At 64.2% G+C, this 20891-nt stretch carries 9 protein-coding genes; 7 read left to right on the top strand and 2 right to left on the bottom strand.

The window, feature by feature from the left end:
• Nucleotides 1-150: 150 nt before the first annotated feature.
• Nucleotides 151-1092 (bottom strand): DUF5655 domain-containing protein, encoded by a 942-nt coding sequence (locus tag SPR02S_RS50050; RefSeq protein ID WP_019064610.1) that lies wholly within the window; start codon nt 1090-1092, stop codon nt 151-153.
• A 516-nt stretch (nt 1093-1608) separates the two neighbouring features.
• Between SPR02S_RS50050 and SPR02S_RS63665 the strand changes: the two genes are divergently transcribed.
• The 4 genes from SPR02S_RS63665 to SPR02S_RS50025 all read left to right on the top strand — a co-directional run bounded on the left by SPR02S_RS63665 (nt 1609) and on the right by SPR02S_RS50025 (nt 12470).
• A complete protein-coding gene (locus tag SPR02S_RS63665; RefSeq protein ID WP_158698006.1) occupies nt 1609-2937 on the top strand; it encodes a hypothetical protein in 1329 nt (442 codons plus the stop codon).
• Nucleotides 2938-3427: 490 nt separating this feature from the next.
• A complete protein-coding gene (locus SPR02S_RS50035; protein ID WP_158698005.1) occupies nt 3428-6913 on the top strand; it encodes a helicase-related protein in 3486 nt (1161 codons plus the stop codon).
• A gap of 1 nt (nt 6914) precedes the next feature.
• Nucleotides 6915-9629, top strand: coding sequence for a DUF1156 domain-containing protein (locus tag SPR02S_RS58240; RefSeq protein WP_019064606.1), 2715 nt, complete (start codon nt 6915-6917; stop codon nt 9627-9629).
• 45 nt (nt 9630-9674) lie between these two features.
• Nucleotides 9675-12470 carry an ATP-binding protein gene (locus SPR02S_RS50025; RefSeq protein ID WP_506410169.1) on the top strand — a complete coding sequence of 932 codons (2796 nt, stop codon included), beginning with the start codon at nt 9675-9677 and terminating at the stop codon, nt 12468-12470.
• A 249-nt stretch (nt 12471-12719) separates the two neighbouring features.
• Here the strand turns inward: SPR02S_RS50025 and SPR02S_RS58235 are convergent, their stop codons facing one another.
• The gene (locus SPR02S_RS58235) at nt 12720-16079 is read right to left on the bottom strand and encodes a patatin-like protein (protein WP_019064604.1); all 3360 of its coding nucleotides are present in this window, start codon (nt 16077-16079) and stop codon (nt 12720-12722) included.
• 688 nt (nt 16080-16767) lie between these two features.
• Here SPR02S_RS58235 and SPR02S_RS50015 point away from each other — a divergent pair.
• The 3 genes from SPR02S_RS50015 to SPR02S_RS50005 are packed head-to-tail and all read left to right on the top strand — an operon-like array spanning nt 16768 to nt 20729.
• Entirely contained in the window at nt 16768-17901 is a 1134-nt protein-coding gene (locus SPR02S_RS50015; RefSeq protein WP_158698004.1) for a lipase family protein, read from the top strand.
• Entirely contained in the window at nt 17898-19067 is a 1170-nt protein-coding gene (locus SPR02S_RS50010; RefSeq protein WP_019064602.1) for a caspase family protein, read from the top strand. Before SPR02S_RS50015 ends, SPR02S_RS50010 begins: the two co-directional genes overlap by 4 nt.
• A 39-nt stretch (nt 19068-19106) precedes the next feature.
• Entirely contained in the window at nt 19107-20729 is a 1623-nt protein-coding gene (locus SPR02S_RS50005) for a hypothetical protein (RefSeq protein ID WP_019064601.1), read from the top strand.
• Nucleotides 20730-20891: the final 162 nt, after the last annotated feature.

The raw sequence follows: 20891 nt of genomic DNA, 5'->3' as shown, positions 1-20891 counted from the left end.
GGCTCCAGGCGGAGCTGACCCAGGATGACTTCGAACTGGCAGGACCTGAAGAATGAGACCAGACCACGCCAGGCGGCCACCACTGACGACACGCGAAACGGGGGCGGGTGTGTATCGGAATACCGATGCACACCCGCCCCTGAACGAACGTCAGCGGCTTTCGACGCTTCGCCGGACGAGGTCAGTAGCTCTCACCAGGTCCTCCTGCGACCGGATCCGCAGCTCCAGAGGGCCGGTCCCCAGACAGCCGATCTTGCGTACGTCACGGGCGAAGCCCTCAACCAGTTCGACCGTGTCCGGGTCGACCGCAAGCCGGACCACGAGAGTGTGGCTGCGCGGTTGGAGGCGGACGGTGGCGACGTTCTTGATCCGCCGGTAGGCGACGTAATGCAGCTGGAACTCCTTCTGCACATCGGCATGAGAGATCAGCCTGGCGTCGAGGTCTGCATACAGATCCCGCAGCGACTGAGGCGACTCGTTGTAGAACTGCCGGACCGACTTGACCGTCGAGCCACCACCCTCAGCACCCGAGGAGGGTGCACTCGCCCCCGCGGACGTGTTCGAGGTCCGCAGTGGTGTTGCCGAGCCGGTCACGGAGGCGAGCAGCTGCAGAGCCAGCAGGCCCCCACCGAAGTCCCGGTAGCTTACGAGATCGATCCGACGACCGATCTCCTCCAACGCGTGCGCGTCGTGCGACGTGAAGTCTCCGGCGATGCACACCAGGCGGGGGTTGCTCCAGTCAACGGTGCCAGCTGCTTCGTCTCCTAGCCGCTCCTTCACCAGGTTCTCGAACTCATGCCGATGGTCACGCAGCCAGGACAGGTATGAAAGAGCTTGAGTGATCACCGCCCTGCCATTCGAACGTTTGTACTCAATAATCACCGGGTTGCCGTACTCGTCCAGCCCCAGCGAGTCGATCCGCCCTCTGTGCCGCGAACCGGTGCCGTACTCCGAGGCCAAGAACCGGATCCCGAGCATCGCGTTCATGTTGCGCTCGACCAACGTCTGCAGTTGGCGTTCCAGTGCCACCGCTGCTCCCGGTATCTCGGTCGCCTTGCCGTCAGCGACGCGGAACAGCTTCAGATCGTTCACCGGCTTCCCCCCATTCACCTCGATGGCCTCGCTCGGAACAATTGATTCCGGGTAGGCGTGTATTCCGCAGCGGTACTTGGCTGGCCCGATCAGGAGTGGTCGCGTCCCGTCTCGTGCACTCGGCGGGACACCATCTCAGGAGCACCTGGCAAGTACCCGGATGAGCCAGTCGGCCAACGATCGTGTGGCACCTGTACAGGTGCCGCGAATAGCGGCGATGAGCAGCAGATCATTCCGGTTTGGGGTCTGCTGCTGGTGCGGATCAGACATGTGAGCCTCCAGGAAGTCGACGTGTTGACGTTCATCCACCCTGGTTGCTTGCCTGACCCGCCCGAGCGATACCTGCCAGGACCGGACAGGCGCTGACGCCGACTGGGGTCATGTGACGTGGCAGGATGACTGCACGGTGTGATGGGTGGGGGAGGGCACGTGCCGGGTGTTCGTATGCCAGCGGAGAACGAACTCCCTGCTGGCCCGAGACGGTCGCTCGTATCTGCGCTGCACAGGGTGTACGGCATGGCCGGCAAGCCCTCCACGCGGGAGATCGCTACCGCGATCCGCAACCGTGACGATCTTCCCGGCACGCTCAGCCATGAGGGCGTGGGCGCTACTCTCCGGGGAGCTGGGGGCTTGCCGCGCTGGCCCAATCTAGAGTCATTAGTCCGGGTATTGGCTGATCGAACTATCGCCCGTGTCGATGCTGACGCCGCAGTAATCCACATCCATACGTTGTGGCTTGAGGCGGATGCAGAGCAGGCGCTGGGAGCCGGGGAGTCGTCCTCTGCAGATGCTGTCCATGCCGTCTCGCTGAAGAGTGGAAGCGCGGTCGACGCGAACGCGACGAGTCGCAATTCGCTGGATGTCAGCATGAGGGCCATGGCTGACCTGTTCTCCGAGATCAACGAGAACACTGGCACGATCGTGGCGTTGCTGCGCGATGGTGGAGCGGAGACGTTGGCATCTTCTTTAGTCGCGGATGGAGATTCCGCTAAATCCGATCTGCTGATGGAGGCTTCGACGTGGTCTCTGGAGGAAGTAATTGAGGCTGTTGAGTACTCGTTCAGTACGGGCAACCCAGAATTGCTCCTTCTGATCAGCTCGGCATGGCGGCCAGTGGATGAAACTGTGCAATTTATCGGCCAGTCCAGGAAAGATCTGAATCATCGGGCTATCCATCTGCTAGTGGTGTTCATTTCCTTATGGCGACCGGTAGGTGATGTCGTTGGGTTGCTATACGGGCTTCGGGCGAACGGACACCACGTGGAATCTCGCGTGGCGCTCCACGCCGCAGCTTGCCGATCGGTCGCCGAAGTCGTTGACCTCGTGAAGGCGTTACAGCGAAATGGCGGGCTAATAGGTATCAGCGAAGTGTGTATGGCATTGACTCGACGTCCTTTGCGGAACGTCCTGGAAGTGGTGCGCGAATTAAGAAACGCCGACAGCGGGGCCGCTGCGGATAGCATCCTGTGGCATGCGGCATGGGGACCCGTGGACGGCATTCCGACCCTATTGGCAGTACTGCGTGATGAAGGTCGTGACCAAGAGGCCGAATACGCTATACAAGCGGCGGCGTGGCGGTCGGCACGCGACGTGTCTGATCTTGTCGACACACTTCGACGGGAAGGACGAGATGGTGCAGCTGAGCAAGTGCTGGATGCAGTAACCCGCGTGCCTGTGGAGCGCGTGGTCGAACTCGTTCTGCTACTCCGGTGGCAGGGGCGAGACGAAGAGGTTGCCCAGTTGGTGGCGTTGGCTCGACGGCGGGGTGGACAAGAGCGGGACGCCCTTGCGGATGCTTTCCATTCCGTAGGACTGCAATCCGCTGCGGAGTCACTGCGCTCCTAGCGCCATGAGCCGACATTCGAGTCGTCCACCTGTCGTGCGCGATAGCTTCCGGCCGGGCTCTGGCCATCGCATATCGCCGTAAGCGGCATTCGGCCTTCGCCTGCACCCCCGACGTCGCCTGCCAGTTCCACCACCACGGAGCTCTGGTGAACCGACACACAGAACCAGTCTCTTGGTCACTCTCCTCAAGGCCTGAGCCGACTGCCAAGTCGCTCGGAGGGCCCCTCTTCGTCGTTCAAAGCCCTACGAGCGGCACCGCTGACGAGACGTCTAGGGTTATGGCTTGGTGAGGCTTGATGTGCTGGGTGGGTTTCGCACAGTTCGGGAGGCTGCGAGGGTGGTCGGGAGTCTCGTCCGCAGGGTGTGGCCTCGTCCGGAGCGGTCGTGTCCTCCGTCGGTTTCGGTTGGGACGCGATGAGTCCGGCGGCCTTGTCACTGGCATCGGCTAGGTTTGGGTTTGGCTGCTATGGGAGTGACGGAAGGACGGATCGTGAGTGATGTAGGCGAACGGGCCAACAATCGCTTGATCATGCTCGATGGTCACTTCGCACACCCCGTGAGAGTGGAGCACATCGAGCCGATCGGGACGGGCGTCTTTCTTGTCAGGGTCCGGCATGCCAATGGGGCGCCCGATGAAACTCAGGTGCTGGAATCTGAGCTTGAGGCGGCTCTTGCGAAGGTTGCACCAACACCTGAACTGGTTAATGCGCAGGATCTTTTTCTGTGGGTAGAGTCGCAGCGAATTAAGCACGCCTTCGCTCATGATCCGCTCTTCGCGGTTTCCATGAGTGGCGTTCGCGGTCTGCCGCATCAGATTGAAGCGGTCTATCGGCATATGTTGCCTCAGCCCAGGCTTCGTTTTGTGCTCGCGGATGATCCTGGTGCAGGTAAGACGATCATGGCTGGGCTCCTACTCAAGGAGTTGAAACTCCGAGGGGCGGTGGAGCGAATTCTGATCCTCTGTCCCGCTCCGCTCACTACTCAGTGGCAAGACGAAATGCTCGACAAGTTCGACGAACAGTTCGAGATTGTGTCAGGCGAGCAGGTTCGGCATCAGCTTGGGCAGAGTCCCTGGGAACGCTTCCCTATGGCCATCAGTAGTATCGACTTTGCCAAGCGTGACGACGTGCGCGATGAACTTCTTCGTGCCCAGTGGGACTTGGTCATCGTTGATGAAGCCCACAAGGCGTCAGCATTCACGAAGCGTGGTCGTGACGAGCGGGTCGTAAAGACGAAGCGGTACGTCCTGGTGGAGGGGGTAGCGCAGCAGGCTGATCGGTTGTTGCTGCTCACTGCTACACCGCACTCAGGTGACGAGGACAGGTTTACGCGTTTCTTGGGGCTGCTGGATCCTGATCAGTTTTCGACACCCGACCTCGTGAAGAAGCAGATTTCGGATGACGGCAATCCGTACTTCTTGCGGCGCCAGAAGGAAGATCTTGTAGACGAACAGAATCACGCACTATTTGTTGAGAGGCATGTCCGCACTCAGCCGTTCCAGCTCTCGACCGCAGAATATGCGCTGTACCAGGAAGTCACTGAATATGTGAACACCTACCTGGGATCAAGCGGCGGATCGAGGGGTAACGCGGTCGCTCTCGCGCGTACCGTTCTCCAACGTCGTCTCGCGTCGAGCCTGGGTGCCATCAGGTCCTCGCTGGCCAAGCGAGCCGACCGCTTGAGCGATCTGATCGATCAGCTGACCGCCATGGACCCCGCTGATCGAAACCGGCGCTTGGCCGCGCTGGGGCGTATGCCGGCGGACTCAGACTTCGAAGACGATGGCGAAGCCGAGTCGGACGACATCGACGAGATCGTAGATGACGCCCTAGCTACAGAGGTGAGCAGCGCGGAACAGATCTCCCAACTGCGTACTGAAGTAAGCGAGCTCCGCAAGCTGGTCTCCCACGCGGACCGGGTCCGAGCCCAGGGGGATGAGCGGAAGCTGGTGGCTCTGCGGGAGTGCCTAGCGAGGGCAGAGTTCGAGGAGCTGCGGGACGGCCGAGGGAAGCTCCTCATCTTCACGGAGCACCGCGACACCCTGAGCTACCTGGAAGACAACCTCCGTCGGCAGGGCTACTCCGTCTGCACCATCCATGGGGGTCACTCTCCAGCGGAGCGGAAGCGGATCCAGCACGACTTCCGGCAGAACAAGCAGATTTGCATCGCCACCGAAGCGGCCGGCGAGGGCATCAACCTCCAATTCTGCCATTTGATGATCAACTATGACCTTCCGTGGAACCCGGTACGCCTGGAACAGCGCATGGGTCGAGTGCACCGCATCGGTCAGAGCGCAGACTGCTGGATCTTCAACTTCTGTGCCACCAATACGGTTGAAGGCCAGCTGCTGGCAGGTCTCCACGCACGCCTCGAAGCGATGCGCGCCGACCTGGATGGCCGCGTCTACGACGTGATCGGCGAGCTCCTCACGATCAACGGCATCGACTTCGAACGGCTCGTCAAGGAGACACTCGCCAACCCCACCCGAGCCAACAGGGACGCTGCGGTCGCCGCGATCAACCGGCTCAACTCGGAGAAGTTGGCCGAGTATGAGAAGGACACAGGGATCGCCCTGGCGAAGAAATACGTGGACATCGACTGGGTCCGCGGCCAGAACTTCCTCTCCGACGAGCGTCGGCTCATGCCGGAATACGCAGAGGCGTTCTTCCTGCGTGCCGCGAGCCGCCAGCGCCTGCGTGTTGAGCGCCGAGCGGACCAGCTGCTCCGCATCGAGCACGTCCCTGTCGCGCTGCGCAGCGAAGATCTTGCGGCGGTGAAGCACCGGGGCCGCCCGGATTCCGAATACCGCAAGCTCACCTTCCGGAAGGAGGAACGAAGTCGCGTCGAGCACGAGGACTCGGTGCTGTGCTCGCCGGGCCATCCGTTGTTCGCGGCGCTTGCTGAGTCCCTGGAACGCGATCTCGCTGCTGACAATGTCCCCCAGGGCGCTGCAGCGTTCGTCGACCCGGGTGCTCTGGCCCCGTACTTCGTTCACCTCTTTGCCTATGAGGTGGTGGGTGAGGACGTCCACGGCGCCTCGGAGCTGGCGTTCGCTGAGGTCGTGGCGGTGATAGAGGACCAGGACGGCCTGCACCGGGGACCTGCAGATGTGCTTCACACGCTTACGCCCGCGACCCCAGTGGAAGCGCGGAAAGCGGCCGCTCTTTTGCCGGACCAGATCAAGACCGCGACCGACTGGCTGCGTGTGGAGGTCCAGCTTTCGCGGAGTACGGCGGAGCGGAACAGCAGGCTTGATCAAGCCAAACTCCGCGCCTCATACCTTGAGGAGGCGATGGATGCGCAGAAGCGCCGGCTGGAAAGCCGATGGGACACTTACGATGCCAAGGTCGCTGCCGGTGATGACTCGTACCGGCTCCAACGGGACAACGCTGCACGGCAGCTCAAGGAGCTGAAGCATCGACGGGCTTCCAAACTGGAGTCCCTCAACCGCCTTGGTGTCGTGCGCTCAGGCAAGGTGACGCACCTCGGCTCCGCCTCTGTGGTGCCGCCCCGCAGGCCAGAGCACCCAGACGTCGACGTCATGCGTCCCAACAGCAAGGAAGTCGAGGAGGCCGCGGTCGAGATCGCGATGGCTTTCGAAACGGAGCAGGGCTGGGAACCCGAGTACCTCGGACACTTGATGGACGGCAGCGGCTTTGACATTCGCTCGACACGGACGCTGCCCGACGGCAGCTCGCAGGTGCGCCGCATCGAGGTGAAGGGTCGCAGCGCCGCCTCGGGCGACGTGGGCCTGTACCGAACAGAGTGGTACGCCGCCCAGCGATGGGCGGCAGGCTTCTGGCTCTACGTTGTCTACAGCGCGACAACGAACCCTGTACTGATGAGGGTGCAAGACCCGTACCACACGCTGCCCAATGTGTCCGAAATCCGGCAGGTTACCGGCTATCGCGTACCGGGCGCTAGCATCCGAGCTCACGCGGTTGTAGAGACAAGAGCTGCGGAGCGAGAGGAATAGAGTGCGCGACAGCAGTGACAAGCGGCTGATCGAAGACGTCATCCCGATCGACGTCATCAGCCGCACGAGTGCCAGCGAGAAGGTGGGCGGTCGTGTCGGCCACCCCGCGTCGCTGCACCTCTGGTGGGCTCGTCGACCGCTCGCGGCCTCCCGCGCTGCCGTTTACTCGGCCCTTGTGTCGGCGGAAGGGCGGACACGTACGCTCGAAGAGGAGTCGAGCTTCTTCGACGCGCTCTGCACATGGGGTGCCGAAGACCACGCCATTCGCACAGCGCGTAGCGAGGTACTCGCCGCAAGCAAGGATGGTCCGCCGAAGGTCGTCGACCTCTTCTCCGGCGGAGGCGCCATTCCTCTGGAGGCACTGCGTCTGGGGTGCGAGGTCACGGCCAATGAGCTGAACCCAGTGGCCCACCTCATCGAGCGCATGCTCCTGGAGTTTCCGCAGAGTTACCCCGGTCTCGCTGACGACGTGCGTAAATGGGGTCAGACGTGGGTCGACGCGGCCTGGCGCGACCTGTCTGACTTCTACCCGACCGTCGACGGTGGCACGGGACAGCAGCACCTCCTCGCCGACGATGAAACCGAGCAGCGTCTCCCCCTGGCCTACCTGTGGACACGCACCGTGCGCTGCCCCAATCCAGCCATGCCCGAGCACGACGCCCATCTTGTCCGGCAGACCTGGCTTGGCCGGAAGAAGAACCGGGTCGTCGCCCTCAAGCCCGTGGTCGACCGTGATGCGCTGTCGCTGAGCTACGAGGTGGTTACGGGAACGACGGAAGATGATCTTGGGTTTGACCCGGCTGAGGGCTCGCGAGGCGGCCAAGTGACGTGCCGTATCTGCGGCGCACCAGTGACGGGCAAGCACGTCAAGGACGAGGCCCGTGCCGGGCGCATGGGTACGGCACCGCTGGCGGCTCTCGCGGCAAAACCGGGCCCGCGGCGGGGACGTGACTACCTGGCTGTCGGCGAATACGAACTCCCGGACGATGCGGAATGTCTGAAGCGCCTTGAAGAACTGCCGGTCGATCCGCTCAACGAGTCGCTTCCCGGCACCATGCGCATCACAGGCGGTACGTGCATGGTTTACGGGTTCTCTCAGTACCGTGATCTGTTCACTCCCCGGCAACTTCTTGCGCTGAGCACATTGGCCGCAGGTATCCGCACCGTCCACGACAAGGCCTGTGACGAGGGCATGGAGCCGGGTCGTGCAGCCGCGCTGTCGACGGCGTTGGCCATGGCACTGAACCGGGTCGCGGACCGACTGTCGAGCCTGTGCCGTCTTGACACGAAGAATGAGGGTGGAACGAATACGTTCGCCCGCCAGGCGCTGCCGATGGTGTGGGACTTCTATGAGGCGAATCCGTTCGCGGGGGCCTCTGGGGACGTGCGTAAGTACCTCAAGGAAACCGCCGACCTGATCGAACAGCTGTCTACTCTTCCGGGCGCTGCAAAGTGCGTGCGTGGGTCCGCCGCTTCCCTCCCGCTGCCCAGCGACTCCCAGGACGCGGTCATCACGGATCCGCCGTACTACGACAACATCTCGTACGCGGACCTGTCTGACTTCTTCTATGTCTGGCTGAAGAGGTCGGTCGGATTCCTGTACCCCACGGATCTCGGTGGGGAGCTGACGCCGAAGAGGAACGAGGCAGTGGTCGCTGCCTATCGTCACTCCGGCAGCAAGGATGACGCGCGCCGGCACTACGAAGACCTCATGGAGAAGTCGTTCAAGGAAGCCCATCGGGTACTCAAGCCCGGCGCACCGCTCGTCTGTGTCTATGCACACAAGACCACCTCGGGGTGGTCCAGCCTGGTCGAGGCACTCAAGGGCGCAGGCTTCACCATCACCGAGGCCTGGCCACTGGACACCGAGATGCCGGAGAGGGCAGTCGGTCACGGAACGGCCAGTCTGGCCTCGTCGATCTTCCTCGTCGCGCGCAAGCGCAAGCCCGACGCAGGTGTAGGCAGTGAAGCCGAGGTCATGGCCGAGCTCGGCCAGATCATCCTGGAACGCCGTACACGGCTGGAGGAACTCGGCATCACGGGCTCGGACCTGGTCATCGCCACCGTCGGGGCTGGTCTTCGGGCCCTGACCCGCTACGAACGTGTCGAGCAGGACAATGGCGAAGTACTGCCTGCGGAGACCTTCTTGGAGATGGTCCAGAGCCGTGTGCTGGACGCGCTCTTCGAGGGGCTCGCCGGCACGGATCCCGTTACCCGCTACTACGTGGCGGCTCAGTACTCCTATGGCTATGCGGCAGTCCCCTTCGATGAGGCCAACAACCTCGCCCGGATGACCGGCGCCAACCTCGACGGAACCGGCGGTCTTACGACCGGCCTCAACCCGCTCGTGTCCAAGGTCAAATCCACCGTCGTCCTCAGAGACTTCGAAGACCGTGGCGACGATGGTCGCCTGGGGCAGCCGGACAACGAGGCCAGCGGGACGATGCCGCTCTACGAGATTGAGTCATCCGTCGCGCCTCCCCTCATCGATGTCGCGCATGCTGTCCTGTGGCGTGCCGAACACCGTCCCGGGGAGGTGCGCCCCTATCTGATGTCCGTGAACGTTGATGCTGTTGCGCTCCGCCAAGTCATCCAGACCCTGGCGGGTCGGGCCCTGCGCGCCAGCTCAAGCGAGACGAAGAGCCGAGAGGCAAGCGCGGCAGAGCGGCTGCTGGTCTCATGGAGGACGATCGTTGGTGAACGGGGGCTGCTCTGAGGTGCTGGCCATCCACAACGTTGAAGTACAGGGGGTTGGAACGCTGTGAGTTCGAGTTATCGGCTGTCGCCTTGGACACAGGTTGCACGTCCGCATGATGACGTTGCGGCAGGCGTCCTCGACATGGGGACCTACGCGGCCAACCTGGCCGGGGTCTTTAGAGGCCGGACGGGTATCGCACCCGTCTACACGGACGCCGGTAGGTTCTATCAGGCGACGTACCTCACCAAGAAGATGGGGGAGTTGCTCACGGACGTCATGGACGTCCTCGCGGGTGGAACCGGCTCCCATGTCCTGCAACTCCGCACCCCTTTCGGCGGTGGTAAGACCCACAGCCTTGTCGCGCTCCTTCACCTGGTTCGCGACCGCGCCGCCTCCGTTGCTGCTTGCCCAGATTTGAAGGACATCTCTGATCCCGGCGACGTGCAGATCGCCGTGCTGTCCGGAGAGGAACTTGACCCTCTCTCGCCGATGAAGGCGACAGGAGTCGAGACACACACCCTTTGGGGAGAACTCGCAGCGCAACTCGGACGCTACGAGCTTGTAGAGCAACACGATCTGACAGGGTCCGCCCCGGGCGGAGATGTCCTCCGGCAGGTGATCGGTGACGGTCCGACCCTCATTCTCCTCGACGAAGTCCTGATCTATGTCGAGAAGGCTATGGCGCTTCAGCGGGCAGAGTCCACCGCCGGCCGCCAGGCCATGCTGTTTGTTCAGGCGCTCACGGAAGCCATCAGCGCGCAGCCACGTGCCGCCATGGTCTACAGCCTTCAGGCCAGTGTCGGTGAGGCCGTCGGTGCTGAGGGTCTGTTGAGCGACCTGGACAAGCTCGTTGCCCGAGTTGATGCCAAGCGCGAGCCTGTGTCAGGCGACGAGGTGCTCCGCGTTGTTCAGCGGCGACTCTTCGCGGAGTTCGGCGACGAGTCGGTCCACCGAGAGGTCGCTCGGTCCTATTCCGACGTCCTTCGGAAGCAGCTGCTGGCCACGGCGGAAACCGGCGACGCACGCCGGGAAGCCGAGGAAGCTGCAGACTCCCTGGAGAAGCGGGTACTGGCTGCATATCCCTTGCACCCGGACCTGCTTGATCTCATGTACCACCGCTGGGGGTCTCTGCCTTCGTACCAGCGAACCCGTGGCGCATTGCAGTTCTTGGCTTCGGTCGTCCACGCACTGTGGCAATCGGGAGCGAAGAGCCCGCTCATCGGGCCGGGTGACGTCGACTTCACTGATGAGGCGTCCCGTGGCGCATTCTTCTCCCAAGTAGGCGAGAGGGAGCGGTACACGTCCGTGCTGTCGAGCGACGTCACTTCGGAGGGCGCGGGGTGTACGACGGTAGACCGGACGCTCGGGGCTGACAGCCCGACGATCGCGCAGCTTCGGGTGGGGACGCGCGTTGCCACCGCCATCATGCTCTACAGCTTCGGGGCACGTGAGGGCGAAGACCGCGGCGTGCTCGAATCAGACCTTGTCCGAAGTGTCCTTGTTCCTGGCTTGACCCGGAACGTTGTCATCTCCGCATTGCACGATCTCCGCGAGGAGGAGCTGTACCTCCACTACACGGGACGCCGCTATCGGTTCGAGCCGACTCCCAACCTGACGAAACTCGTACGGGACGAGGCCAGCAAGTTCAACTCCAATGAGGTGCTCACCGAGGTTCGTGCGGAACTCGAAAAGCAGCTGCAAGGCAACAAGGGCGTAGCTCTGTGGCCAGAGACGCCTGGCGGTATCGCTGACGAGCGTCCCTTGTTCACGGTTGCCTACCTGCATCCGGACTGGTCTGAAGACCGCGATTCGCAGGAGAAGTTCATTGAACAGGCCGGCAAGGGAAGTCCACGGCGCTACCGCAACGGACTCGCCCTGGTCCTCCCGGACAAGGCCCAGTTCGACCTCGCCCGGCACGCCATAAGGCTGCGATTGGCTGCCAAATCACTCCTGGACCAGCACAAGAAGTACAACTTCAGCGCCGAGCAGATCGAGGAACTTCAAGACAAGGCGGCCAACGCTCGACGCGACGGCTCCGCGGCCATCGGCGCCGCCTACAGTACCGTGGCCATCCCCACACGATCGCGGTCAGGCGACGCACCCTACGTGCTTGAGCCTTCAGATCTCCGCACGATGCTGGCAGCAAGCCGTGCCCTCCACGAACGTGTCGTAGAAGCCCTCAGCCAGCGCGTGTTCACTTCTGTCACCACCGCGAAGCTCGTCGCCTTGGCCGGCTTGGGACCGGACCGGAAGGCGGTCACGTGCGCTGACTTGGTGGACTGGTTCTACAGCTACTACGAGTTCACCAAGCTCTGGGACAAGAAGGTCATCGCCTCGACCATCGCGAGCGCAGTCAAGACCTCCGAACTCGGCTACGCAGTCGGGCTTGTGCGAGAAGGGGACGAGATTGCTCCTCGCGACGCACGGCAAGTGCGCTTCGGGGAGCGCCTCACGGCCGATGAGATCGACCTCTCAGACGACGCAGCGATCTTCTGGCATGACTACGCCCGTGAGTGCCTGCAGGCGACCGTTGAGCCGCCCCTCAACGAGCCCGCAGCGCCCCAGCCCACTCCGCAGTCGCCAACTCCAAGTCCGCACGGAGGCACGTCGAAGGGAGGCGTTCCCGCTGCCCCAACTCCCAGTGACAATGTCCAGGTTGCGGACATTCAGGCAGTCCTCGACAGATCTGGCCTTTTCAACCTGCGGCGCGCCCTCTCCTGGCTTTCGGATCAGTCGGGTCTGGTTCGCATCGAGCTCAACATCCACGCTGAGGGGGAGTTCGATCGGGTCTCCTTCCGGAACGGCTTGGTAGAGCCTCTGGAGGAAGCAACCGAGGATCTCGACGTCAACACGCAGTAGCGCAGGCGCCGTTGCCCTAGATGGAAATCCAACGGCGCGCATGGGCAGATGGATGAGCGTCGAGTCGACCGGTCGCCGAGCTCCCGGCGTCCAACCGCGGCTCGATTGTCAGTAAAGGTGGCGAATTCGCCTGCCCGGTTGGAGTTGCAGGTCACCAGGAGCGCGGGCTCGGCCAAGCGCGCGATGTATCGGGCGGCGAGCGCACGCAAGCCCTCGGTCTGTGAACGGCCGTGCCCCTTTCTGGAGCCGCTAGGCGGAGCGCAGCAGCTTCCTTAGCCATTGGTGGACGGTCCTCAGCCATTGGTGGACGGTCCTCGCCAGTTTGCCGACCGCACCGCTGATCAGCACGCTCAGCACGATCAGTCCGCCGAGGACGATGAGGGGGTGCGATGGAGACTCCTGCAGCCAGGGGAGCACGTTGTCTCCGACCCAGCCCACGTCCTTCTCGGCACCGGGATTCGTGGTCTTCCCGAACAGGTCGTCGCGTTTGACCGTCGCGGCAGCCACGATTCCTGCGGTTAGGAGCAGGGCCAGGACGGTCGGAAACAGGCGGCGGCTCACGCCCCAGGCCCCCAGACCGAAGAGAAGGCATCCCACGGCCAGGAGTACGGCTGCGGTGAGCCCCAGCAAGGTGTCTTCCCCGGACATGACCCAGATGGCCACGGCTGAGCAGAGCACCCCGGCGATCGTCAGAAGCAGGGGCGATCCGCTGGTGAGGCCGGCTGCCCGGTAGCCCGCCATGGTCACTGTGCGGGCGGACGAGAAGAAGGGTCTGACCGACGCGGGGGGCTCCTTCACGCCTGTCAGGGCGCCAGTTGCCGTGGCCAGAGCCTTGGACACCGTACGCGTGAAGAGTGGCTGGCCCAGCTCCTTGGCGAATGTCTCGTCCGGGACTGGGCAAGTGGCGAGTTTCGAGGCCAGAACCAGCGCTTCGTCGAGCGTGGCAGCCGGCGCTTGCGCAGGCGTGGCCACAACCCCGGGCCTGACCGCCGAACGCATCAGTTTGCGCTGTTGCGGACTCCATTTGCGGTTCTTGACGGCCGAGACGGCGGTCTGTACCGCGGCCAGTGCCGTGTCCAGGCTCCCGGCCGCACTGAGCACCTCCAGGGCCCACGGCTCGTGGCGGGTGGCGGGTGTGCTGAGCATGTGCTCCGCGACGGTGGGCAGTTCGTTCGCGGCGATCCACTGCTGCCAGCGCACCGCCACCCAGAGGGAGGTCAGGGGGAGGCCGGCCGGCACGGGCAGGGCGGGGTCGTCGAGATACTCCAGTTCCTTGCGGACCATTTTCGGGGTGAGCAGGAACTCGGTCTCGCCCGGCCTTTGCACCGGCCAGCCCGCAGGCTCCATGCCGCCGAGCACCCGATGGCACAACTCCCGATAGAACCGCTCCGCCCGCAGGCCCTTCGGCGTGGGCAGCCTTTCGGCGTGTTCGAGGACGCGGCGTGGATCGAGTAGCAGGTGGACGAGCCAGCCGGCGCCGTCCAGCCGGCCCCAGGTCCAGTCGTTGGCTCGCCACGAGGGCTTGTAGAAGGCTCCGAAGTGATGCAACTGCATCCCGTTGAGCTTGTCGGCCGCCGTGACGCGCTGAGGGGCGAGCACGGTGCGGGTGTCCGCGCTCACCTGGATGAGCTCCACGGGCTGATCCACCTCCACATCGACGGGGAGCATGGAACGCGAGGCGATGTGCAGGTCGAGCAGCCGGGTCGGGACGGACACGGGTGACTGGGTGAGGAACTCCAGATAGTGCCTGAGCTGTTGTTCGGCATTGCGACGCCGCTCTTCCGCCTTCGGCCGGTCGAACGGACTTACCGTGTCCGTCGGTGCGCTGTCGGCATCGCCGACGAGCTCCTGAAGGGCTTGTACGACGGATGCCAGTGCTAGCCATCCGTCGTCAAGGGAACGGGTCGAGCCAGGTGTGGGGCTTCCCAGCTGTGCTGCGTAGTCGCTGGCAACCGTTGCGGCCACAGCGGAAATCGCGGGCCAGTTGGCTTGGGGCGGCTGACCGAGGTTCTGGAGCTCGTTGTCGACCAGGGTGTCGGTGTCCGGTCGTGGTCCTGCGACAAAGGCCGTATGGACCAGACGTGTCAGGTTCGACAGCTCGGTCCATTTGTACGGCCGGCAGATGTACGCCGCTCGCAGCATCGCCAGCACCGTGGCCTTGGCGCCGTCGAAGGCGGGCCGGCCGAATGCGGCCGCGCCGGTGATGTCACCCAGGGCTGGATAGACCCATTCCGTGGAGACCGCCTCTGCGGCTGCGTCCCGGCATTCCCGCTCCGCGCTGCGCCCCGGCGCGAGGTCCGCGATCCACGCGTCGGGCATCCGTTCCCTCGGCATCGTCGTCACGGCCCGCATGAGTGAGGCGATGACGGGCCGGATGAGCCAGAGAGCTTCGCGGGCGCGGTAGTCGGTCAGCATTTCCTCGGTGAGCAGGCGGCCGGTGCAACCGGGGCTCGTGGCGATCTCCGCCAGGCGCAGCCGTGTGTCGCGGATCGAGTCGACCCGGTCGTTGTGCTTTCGCAGGGCCGTCAGGTCCGCCTGGATGCTCTGGCCGAGGACGCTGCCCAGGTCCTTGAGCAGTGCCTCACCCAGGGTCCAGGGGGCGTCGAAGGACTCCTTTTCCGGAGGCGCTTCGCGCGGGTCCGGTGTTTCGCCGGGCGACGGGACGACGTACAGGAGCACTCGTCTGACCTGGTGTTCGGCCGGCCTGTCGAAGACGGACTGCAGCAGGGGGCCGATCGGCCGGTTCGCGAGCAGGCCGCCGTCTGCCACCCAGTGATCACGTGTGATGTTGGCGTACTTCTTCATCGCGGGATGCCTGAGGACCTTGGAGCCCGAAGCGGGGATCTCCTTCTCGAACGGGACGAACGCGGGCTCGAACGCTCCGGGATAGGAGGCACTGCAGCGCGCCGCGAGCGCCACGAGGTCGTTGCGGTCGGAACTCGTGAGCTGTTGCTCGTCGAAGACGAACAGGCCTCGCCGGTCCACGTCCTGGACCAGCGTCCCCAGGCTGTCGGTGAACCGGCTCGTCTCCCCCGTGAGCAAGGTGGTGGTGATGAAGACCCTGGTCTTCGCCCCGATTCCATCGGGCCGGTCCGGTGAACTGAAGTGCGGATCCACCGTCTTCAGCTGTGTGATCCCCGCCAGGAGTTCCTTGAAAAGCACTCCGTCGCCCTGCAGCAGCGAGGGCGGCTTGGTCTCCTTCGGGTCGCGCAGCAGGGTGTCGAAGGCACCGGACTTCAGCCAGAACTCACGCAGGTCTCCCAGATCGAGCGAGTTCGCCCTCGCCAGCCCGAGCAGCGCCCCGTTGATTCCTCCGGCGCTCGTGCCGGAGAGCATGTCGACGCTGACCGTGACGTCGAGCAGATCGAGGATCCGGACGTAGAGGTCTCTCACCTTGTCGTCGCAACTCGTCGACACACCGAGCTCGGGTTCGAACGTCAGCTCGGCATCCGGGTTCAGCTGCCGCGGGCGTCGCCGCCAGGACGCCTGTTGGAGCAGGTTCAGCTCGCGGGTGACGCCACCCATCCAGATCGCCAGGCTCACACCTCCCGTCATCGCGGTGGCGATACGGATCTCCTGAGTGTGCGCACTTACCTGCTCCACATCCATGCCGTTACTCCTCCGGCTCGGACCACTCACGTCCAGCTCGACCAGAGTCGCTCAGGACGCCGTATCTGGCATATCGCCGGATGGCATTCGGATCAGGGCGTGGCTTGCCGATCAGGTTGCCTTGTGTCGTCTGGCAGCGTGCGTCACTGCGGTCTCATGGATGGCCGCTGACCAGCTGGGGGTGTCGGTGTCCGCAACGCACGAGGTTCCCGTGCCATTGAGAGAGGTGTTCGAAGTCTCAACCTGCAGGCGCATGAGCCCTGTTGGTTGCCTATCGAGTCGCACTCGACCTGCCCCATACCTTGGTCGATGGGTCACCACGCTCATCGTCACCCGCGAGGGTGAGGGCCGCTGCAAGCATCCGCCGTGACAGCGGGTCCTGGTGTACCTGCGCCGGCATGCCCCTCCCTTCTCAGCTCTCTCCTGGGCATCACCATCAGCGCCGCTCTGAAGTGGACCCGCCGCGCTGGCCGGGACTGGAACACCTATCTCGCCACCAGAGCGTGAGTACTTGCGTCTGAACCCGAGAGTCCCCCTGCTCTTGCTGGGGCCTTCGACCCACTCCGTGTTGTTCCTGGAGGGCTTGCGGGGGGAGGATAGATCGAAGGGGCAGACCAGCACCTAGGTGGTGGCAGCGATGCCAGTGGTGTTTGTTCACGGGGTGGGCAGCCACGACGAGGATCGAGCAATGCGCGCTGCAGCGTTCCGCCAGCGGCTCTTCACCCGGTTCCTACTACCGGCGATCGGAGTTGACCCCCGGGACGACGCGGTGCTTCTCCCTTGGTGGGGCAAGGCGGGCAGCTTGCCCCGGTGGGGCCACGCGTGCCGTCCGGGCGCCATGGAGTCTTTGGGCGCGGCGGATGAGGCATCCCGGGTTCAACTGCTGGCAGCGGCTGAGGCACCTACGAGCGGCCGCACGCACGATGTCGTCTTGGATACTGCTCGGGACAGCGTCGCGGATGCGGTCGACCTGCTCTACAGCGCTGTCGATGTGGAATCGTGCTCCGACGACGAGCTGGACGAGCTGGCCAGGCTGGCCGTCCCGCTAGCTTCCTACTGCGATAGTTACCGCCGGTTCGACCCGACCGATCCGTTCTGGAGCGGCATAGGCGACGACACGGACCTGATCGAGGCCTTCATCGACACCGGCCGGGAGCCGGGCCCTCCCGAGGAGACCCTGGGCGCACGCGAGGCACTCGGCCGCGTCGGCGAGCGGCTCCGCAAGACCGCCCGGGAACTGAGGGTTTCCGTGGTCGGGACCCCTACCCGGCTGTCCGCCAGAGTCTTGCGGCGGCTCACCGACGATCCGGTGCAGGAATTCCTGGGCGACGTCTTCAAGTACCTCGCACAGCGGGGCACCCCCGAGGACCCCGGCGAGATCGTCCAGATCGTGCTGGACGACCTGCTGAAGGCAGCCGAACAAAGGCCGGCGGAGGAGCCACTGGTGGTCGTGGCGCACAGCATGGGCGGCGACATCGTCTACGACATCGCGAGCCACTTCCGCCCGAAGCTGGAGATCGACGTACTGGTCACGGTGGGCTCCCAGGTCGGGCTTTTCGCCGAGTTCTCTGCCTACCACGGTGTGCCAGCTGATCTGCCCAGACCACCCGACCGCCGGAAGGTGCCGGCGCTGGGCAACATTCGGACCTGGATCAACGTGGTCGACCAAAGCGACATCCTCGGCTATTGCGCGAAACCGGTCTTCGAGGGGGTTGAGGACTACCCGTACGCGTCCGGGAGGCTCTGGGCGCATTCCGCCTACTTCAAGCAGCCGAACTTCCACCGTCGGATCGCGAAGCTGGTGGAGGAGGCGACGACATGACCGTGTACAGGATCGACGACGGCCCGGACCCCCGGATTCACGCCTTGGTGATCGGGGTGGGAGAGTACCCAAACTGTGGCGACAAGGCCCGACCGGGTACGCCGCCGTATTCGCTGCTCCGGCCCCTGCGGCGTGAGTTGACCTGTGCACCGCTCTCCGCAATGCACGTGGCCCGCTGGCTGATCGAGGCGGACTGGTCCGCGAGCGCCGTGAAGCTTGGCACGGTGGATGTCCTGCTGTCGCCTGACTGCACGGTGCCCTGGTGGAACGAACCCATGCGGTCCAGGCCGAAGCGGGCCGTCTACGCCAATGTCAAAGAAGCCTGGCAGCGGTGGGTGAACACTTGCGACCAGCACAGCGGCAACATCGCACTGTTGTACTTCTGCGGACACGGCTGGGGCGGCGGGCAGAAGTACCTGCTGGTCGAGGATCTTGCCGAGGACATCGCCAACTGGCAGGACCGCGTGATCGACTTCAACAGGACCCGCCAGTCCATGCGGGCCTGCAGGGCGCTGACCCAGTGTTTTTTCCTCGACACCTGCTCGAACGATCCCACTGACCTGGCTCCGTGGGACATCCGCCCGCCCCATTTGATCGACGACAACCAACCGGAGGCCGAATCACGCCAGTTGGACAGGGAGACGAGGGCGAACAACCCGATCTACACGCCGACGCCCAAGGGCTTTGGGAGCAGGGTGCAGGCGAGCAAGGTCACCCCGTTCGCCGATGCCCTGGTGAGGACACTCAATGGGCTTGGGGCCACCCACGAAGGTGCCCATTGGGAGGTCCGAACCAGAGTGCTGTACTCGAAGTTCGCCGATGTACTCGATTTCTTCTCGCCCGGGGTACTCGCCGGGAACGATCTAGCCCCTCCCCGCAGCGACTTTGGGCGCGACACGGTCCTCCGCCGATGCCCGGCCCCCCCGATGGTGCCATTCCGGCTCGACTGCTCGCCGGCCTCAGCTCTGCCCCGTGCACATTGGGAGCTGCGGTGTCTCCAAACCGGCGCGCAGCACTTTCATGGGCCGGAGCCCCGCAAGTGGGAAGGTAAAACGCCTGCCTCCGCGTACGACATCACGGTGGACTGCAAGGACGGGATTCACAAATTGACCCAGCCGGGCAGAACGATCACGCCGGCGCGCTTCATAACCACGATTCCGATCTAGTGGCCGACTCCGGAACCGAAGGGCAGGTGAGCTGAGCAGGTGAGCAGCCAAGCGACCGGGGCGGAGCTGCGCTTCGAGCAGCCCGGTGTCCCCTCCGGCACGGTGGTTGGCACGGCTGAGATCACCGCAGACGGGCCCGAGACGCAGACGGTCGCCGTCGTGACGAGTGGGGTACCGGTACGCGTGCGGATACCAACCAGACTCGGTTACAGCGTCCAGGGCAGGCTGACTAGCGGCGAGCGGCTCACCGGCTACGCCGCGGTGGACGGGAACGAGCCGTGGGTGTTGTTGCCACTAGCCGTACTGTCGGACGGGCCGCAAGTGGCCGTGCCAGCGAAACGGTTCCCCGACGCCCCGTGGGCGGCAGGATGGACCTGGGACATCCAGTCACGCCGCTTCGTGTCGAGCCACTGGCTTGCCACGCTCAAGCGTCCAGAAGCTGGCGTCTTCCTGACCAGCGGCCTGCAGAAGGCCACCCATGCGGTCCAGGTCAGCCCATTGGGAGGACCGGCCAGTTTCGTGTTGCTGCCGGCCGAAACGCCGCTGTGGGTTACCGGAGATCGCCTCGAACCCGAGCCTGGACTGGCCGCAACGCTGCTCAGCTGCCTTCGCCGGGCCGACCTGTCGGCCGCCGAGGCTGTAGCAGCCGAAGTACTCCGCATCCGGGACTCGATCGACTCGCCATCCCGGATCCTGCTCGATCTCGCGCTCGGCTACTTCATGCTGGATGCCGACGACGACCGGCTCACCCACTGGTCCGACCAGTTGACCGACTCCTATGACTGGTGTGCCGACGCTCATGTGATCGCGGCTCACACGCTGCTCCGGCGTCCCGGGGGGCACGGGAAAAGCGTCGCCGAACGGCTGGAGAACGCACTCGCGTGCGGGCTTCCAGTGATTACTCAAGGCCTGCAACTGCTCAATGACTGCATTGACCTGATCCCTGGGCCCGAGCTTGCCGTCCGGCGCGCGGTGCTGCCGTACGCGGTTTGCGCCCGAACCGACACGGACCTGACTACGTTCTGGGGCGAACTGCCGGACGTCCCGAGGGGCATGCCGATCCTCGGTGAGCAGCCTCCGCACGCCCTGACGCTCGGCGTGGAAGCTGGCCCGGTGGAGCGGTTCAGTCCGATCGCCGCACCCGTCAAGGCACTGGTCGAATCGCTTCCGGCTATGCCGCATGCCGTCCGGATCGTCCTCGCCGATCTCCGTCTGAACCTGGAGGAAAGCCTGAGGTTGGCCTCTTGCCTCTCGCTCGCCCGGACCGCGCCTGAGATCGTGGGTCTGGGTTCGCTGCTCAAGGAGACGCTGCGACATGTCGAACGGCCCACAGCCGTTCTGGCCGCCAGACTTGCGAAAGCTGGAACCACTGACCGCAGCGCCGGTTCGGCCGCTCAGCAGAAACATGATCAACAGGCCTTCGGTCAAATGAGCGCGGCACTCGCGAAGGCCAATCGCACGCTGCAGATCCATGCGAACGCCGCCGACCGCGCCCGTTCCCAAGAACATGCACAAGCGCAGGCAGTCAACAGCGCGGCCACCTCCGCTGCCCATCTCGCAGTCGACATCCGTGAGGCGGTGAGCATGTTGCGGAAGGCGGGCGTCGAGGTCGGTGGAGGATCGGTGCGGCCGGTTAAAGGGTCTGCACGCTCACCGGTGTAATTGATGATCATGGAAGAGGCGTTAAATGACTGACGCCGTGACCGAGTTCGGCTACTCCAAGACCTCGGTATCGCCCAGAGCGCCGCACGAGTGCTCCTCAACCCGCACTTCCAGTTCGCTCTAGAGCAACTCAGCCCCGGAACGCAGGAATCTGGCGACGCC

It is taken from the genome of Streptomyces prunicolor NBRC 13075, assembly GCF_000367365.1.
GTDB lineage: Bacteria > Actinomycetota > Actinomycetes > Streptomycetales > Streptomycetaceae > Streptomyces > Streptomyces prunicolor.
The sequence above is the reverse complement of the archived record's forward strand: the minus strand, read 5'-3'. Positions and strand labels throughout refer to the sequence as shown.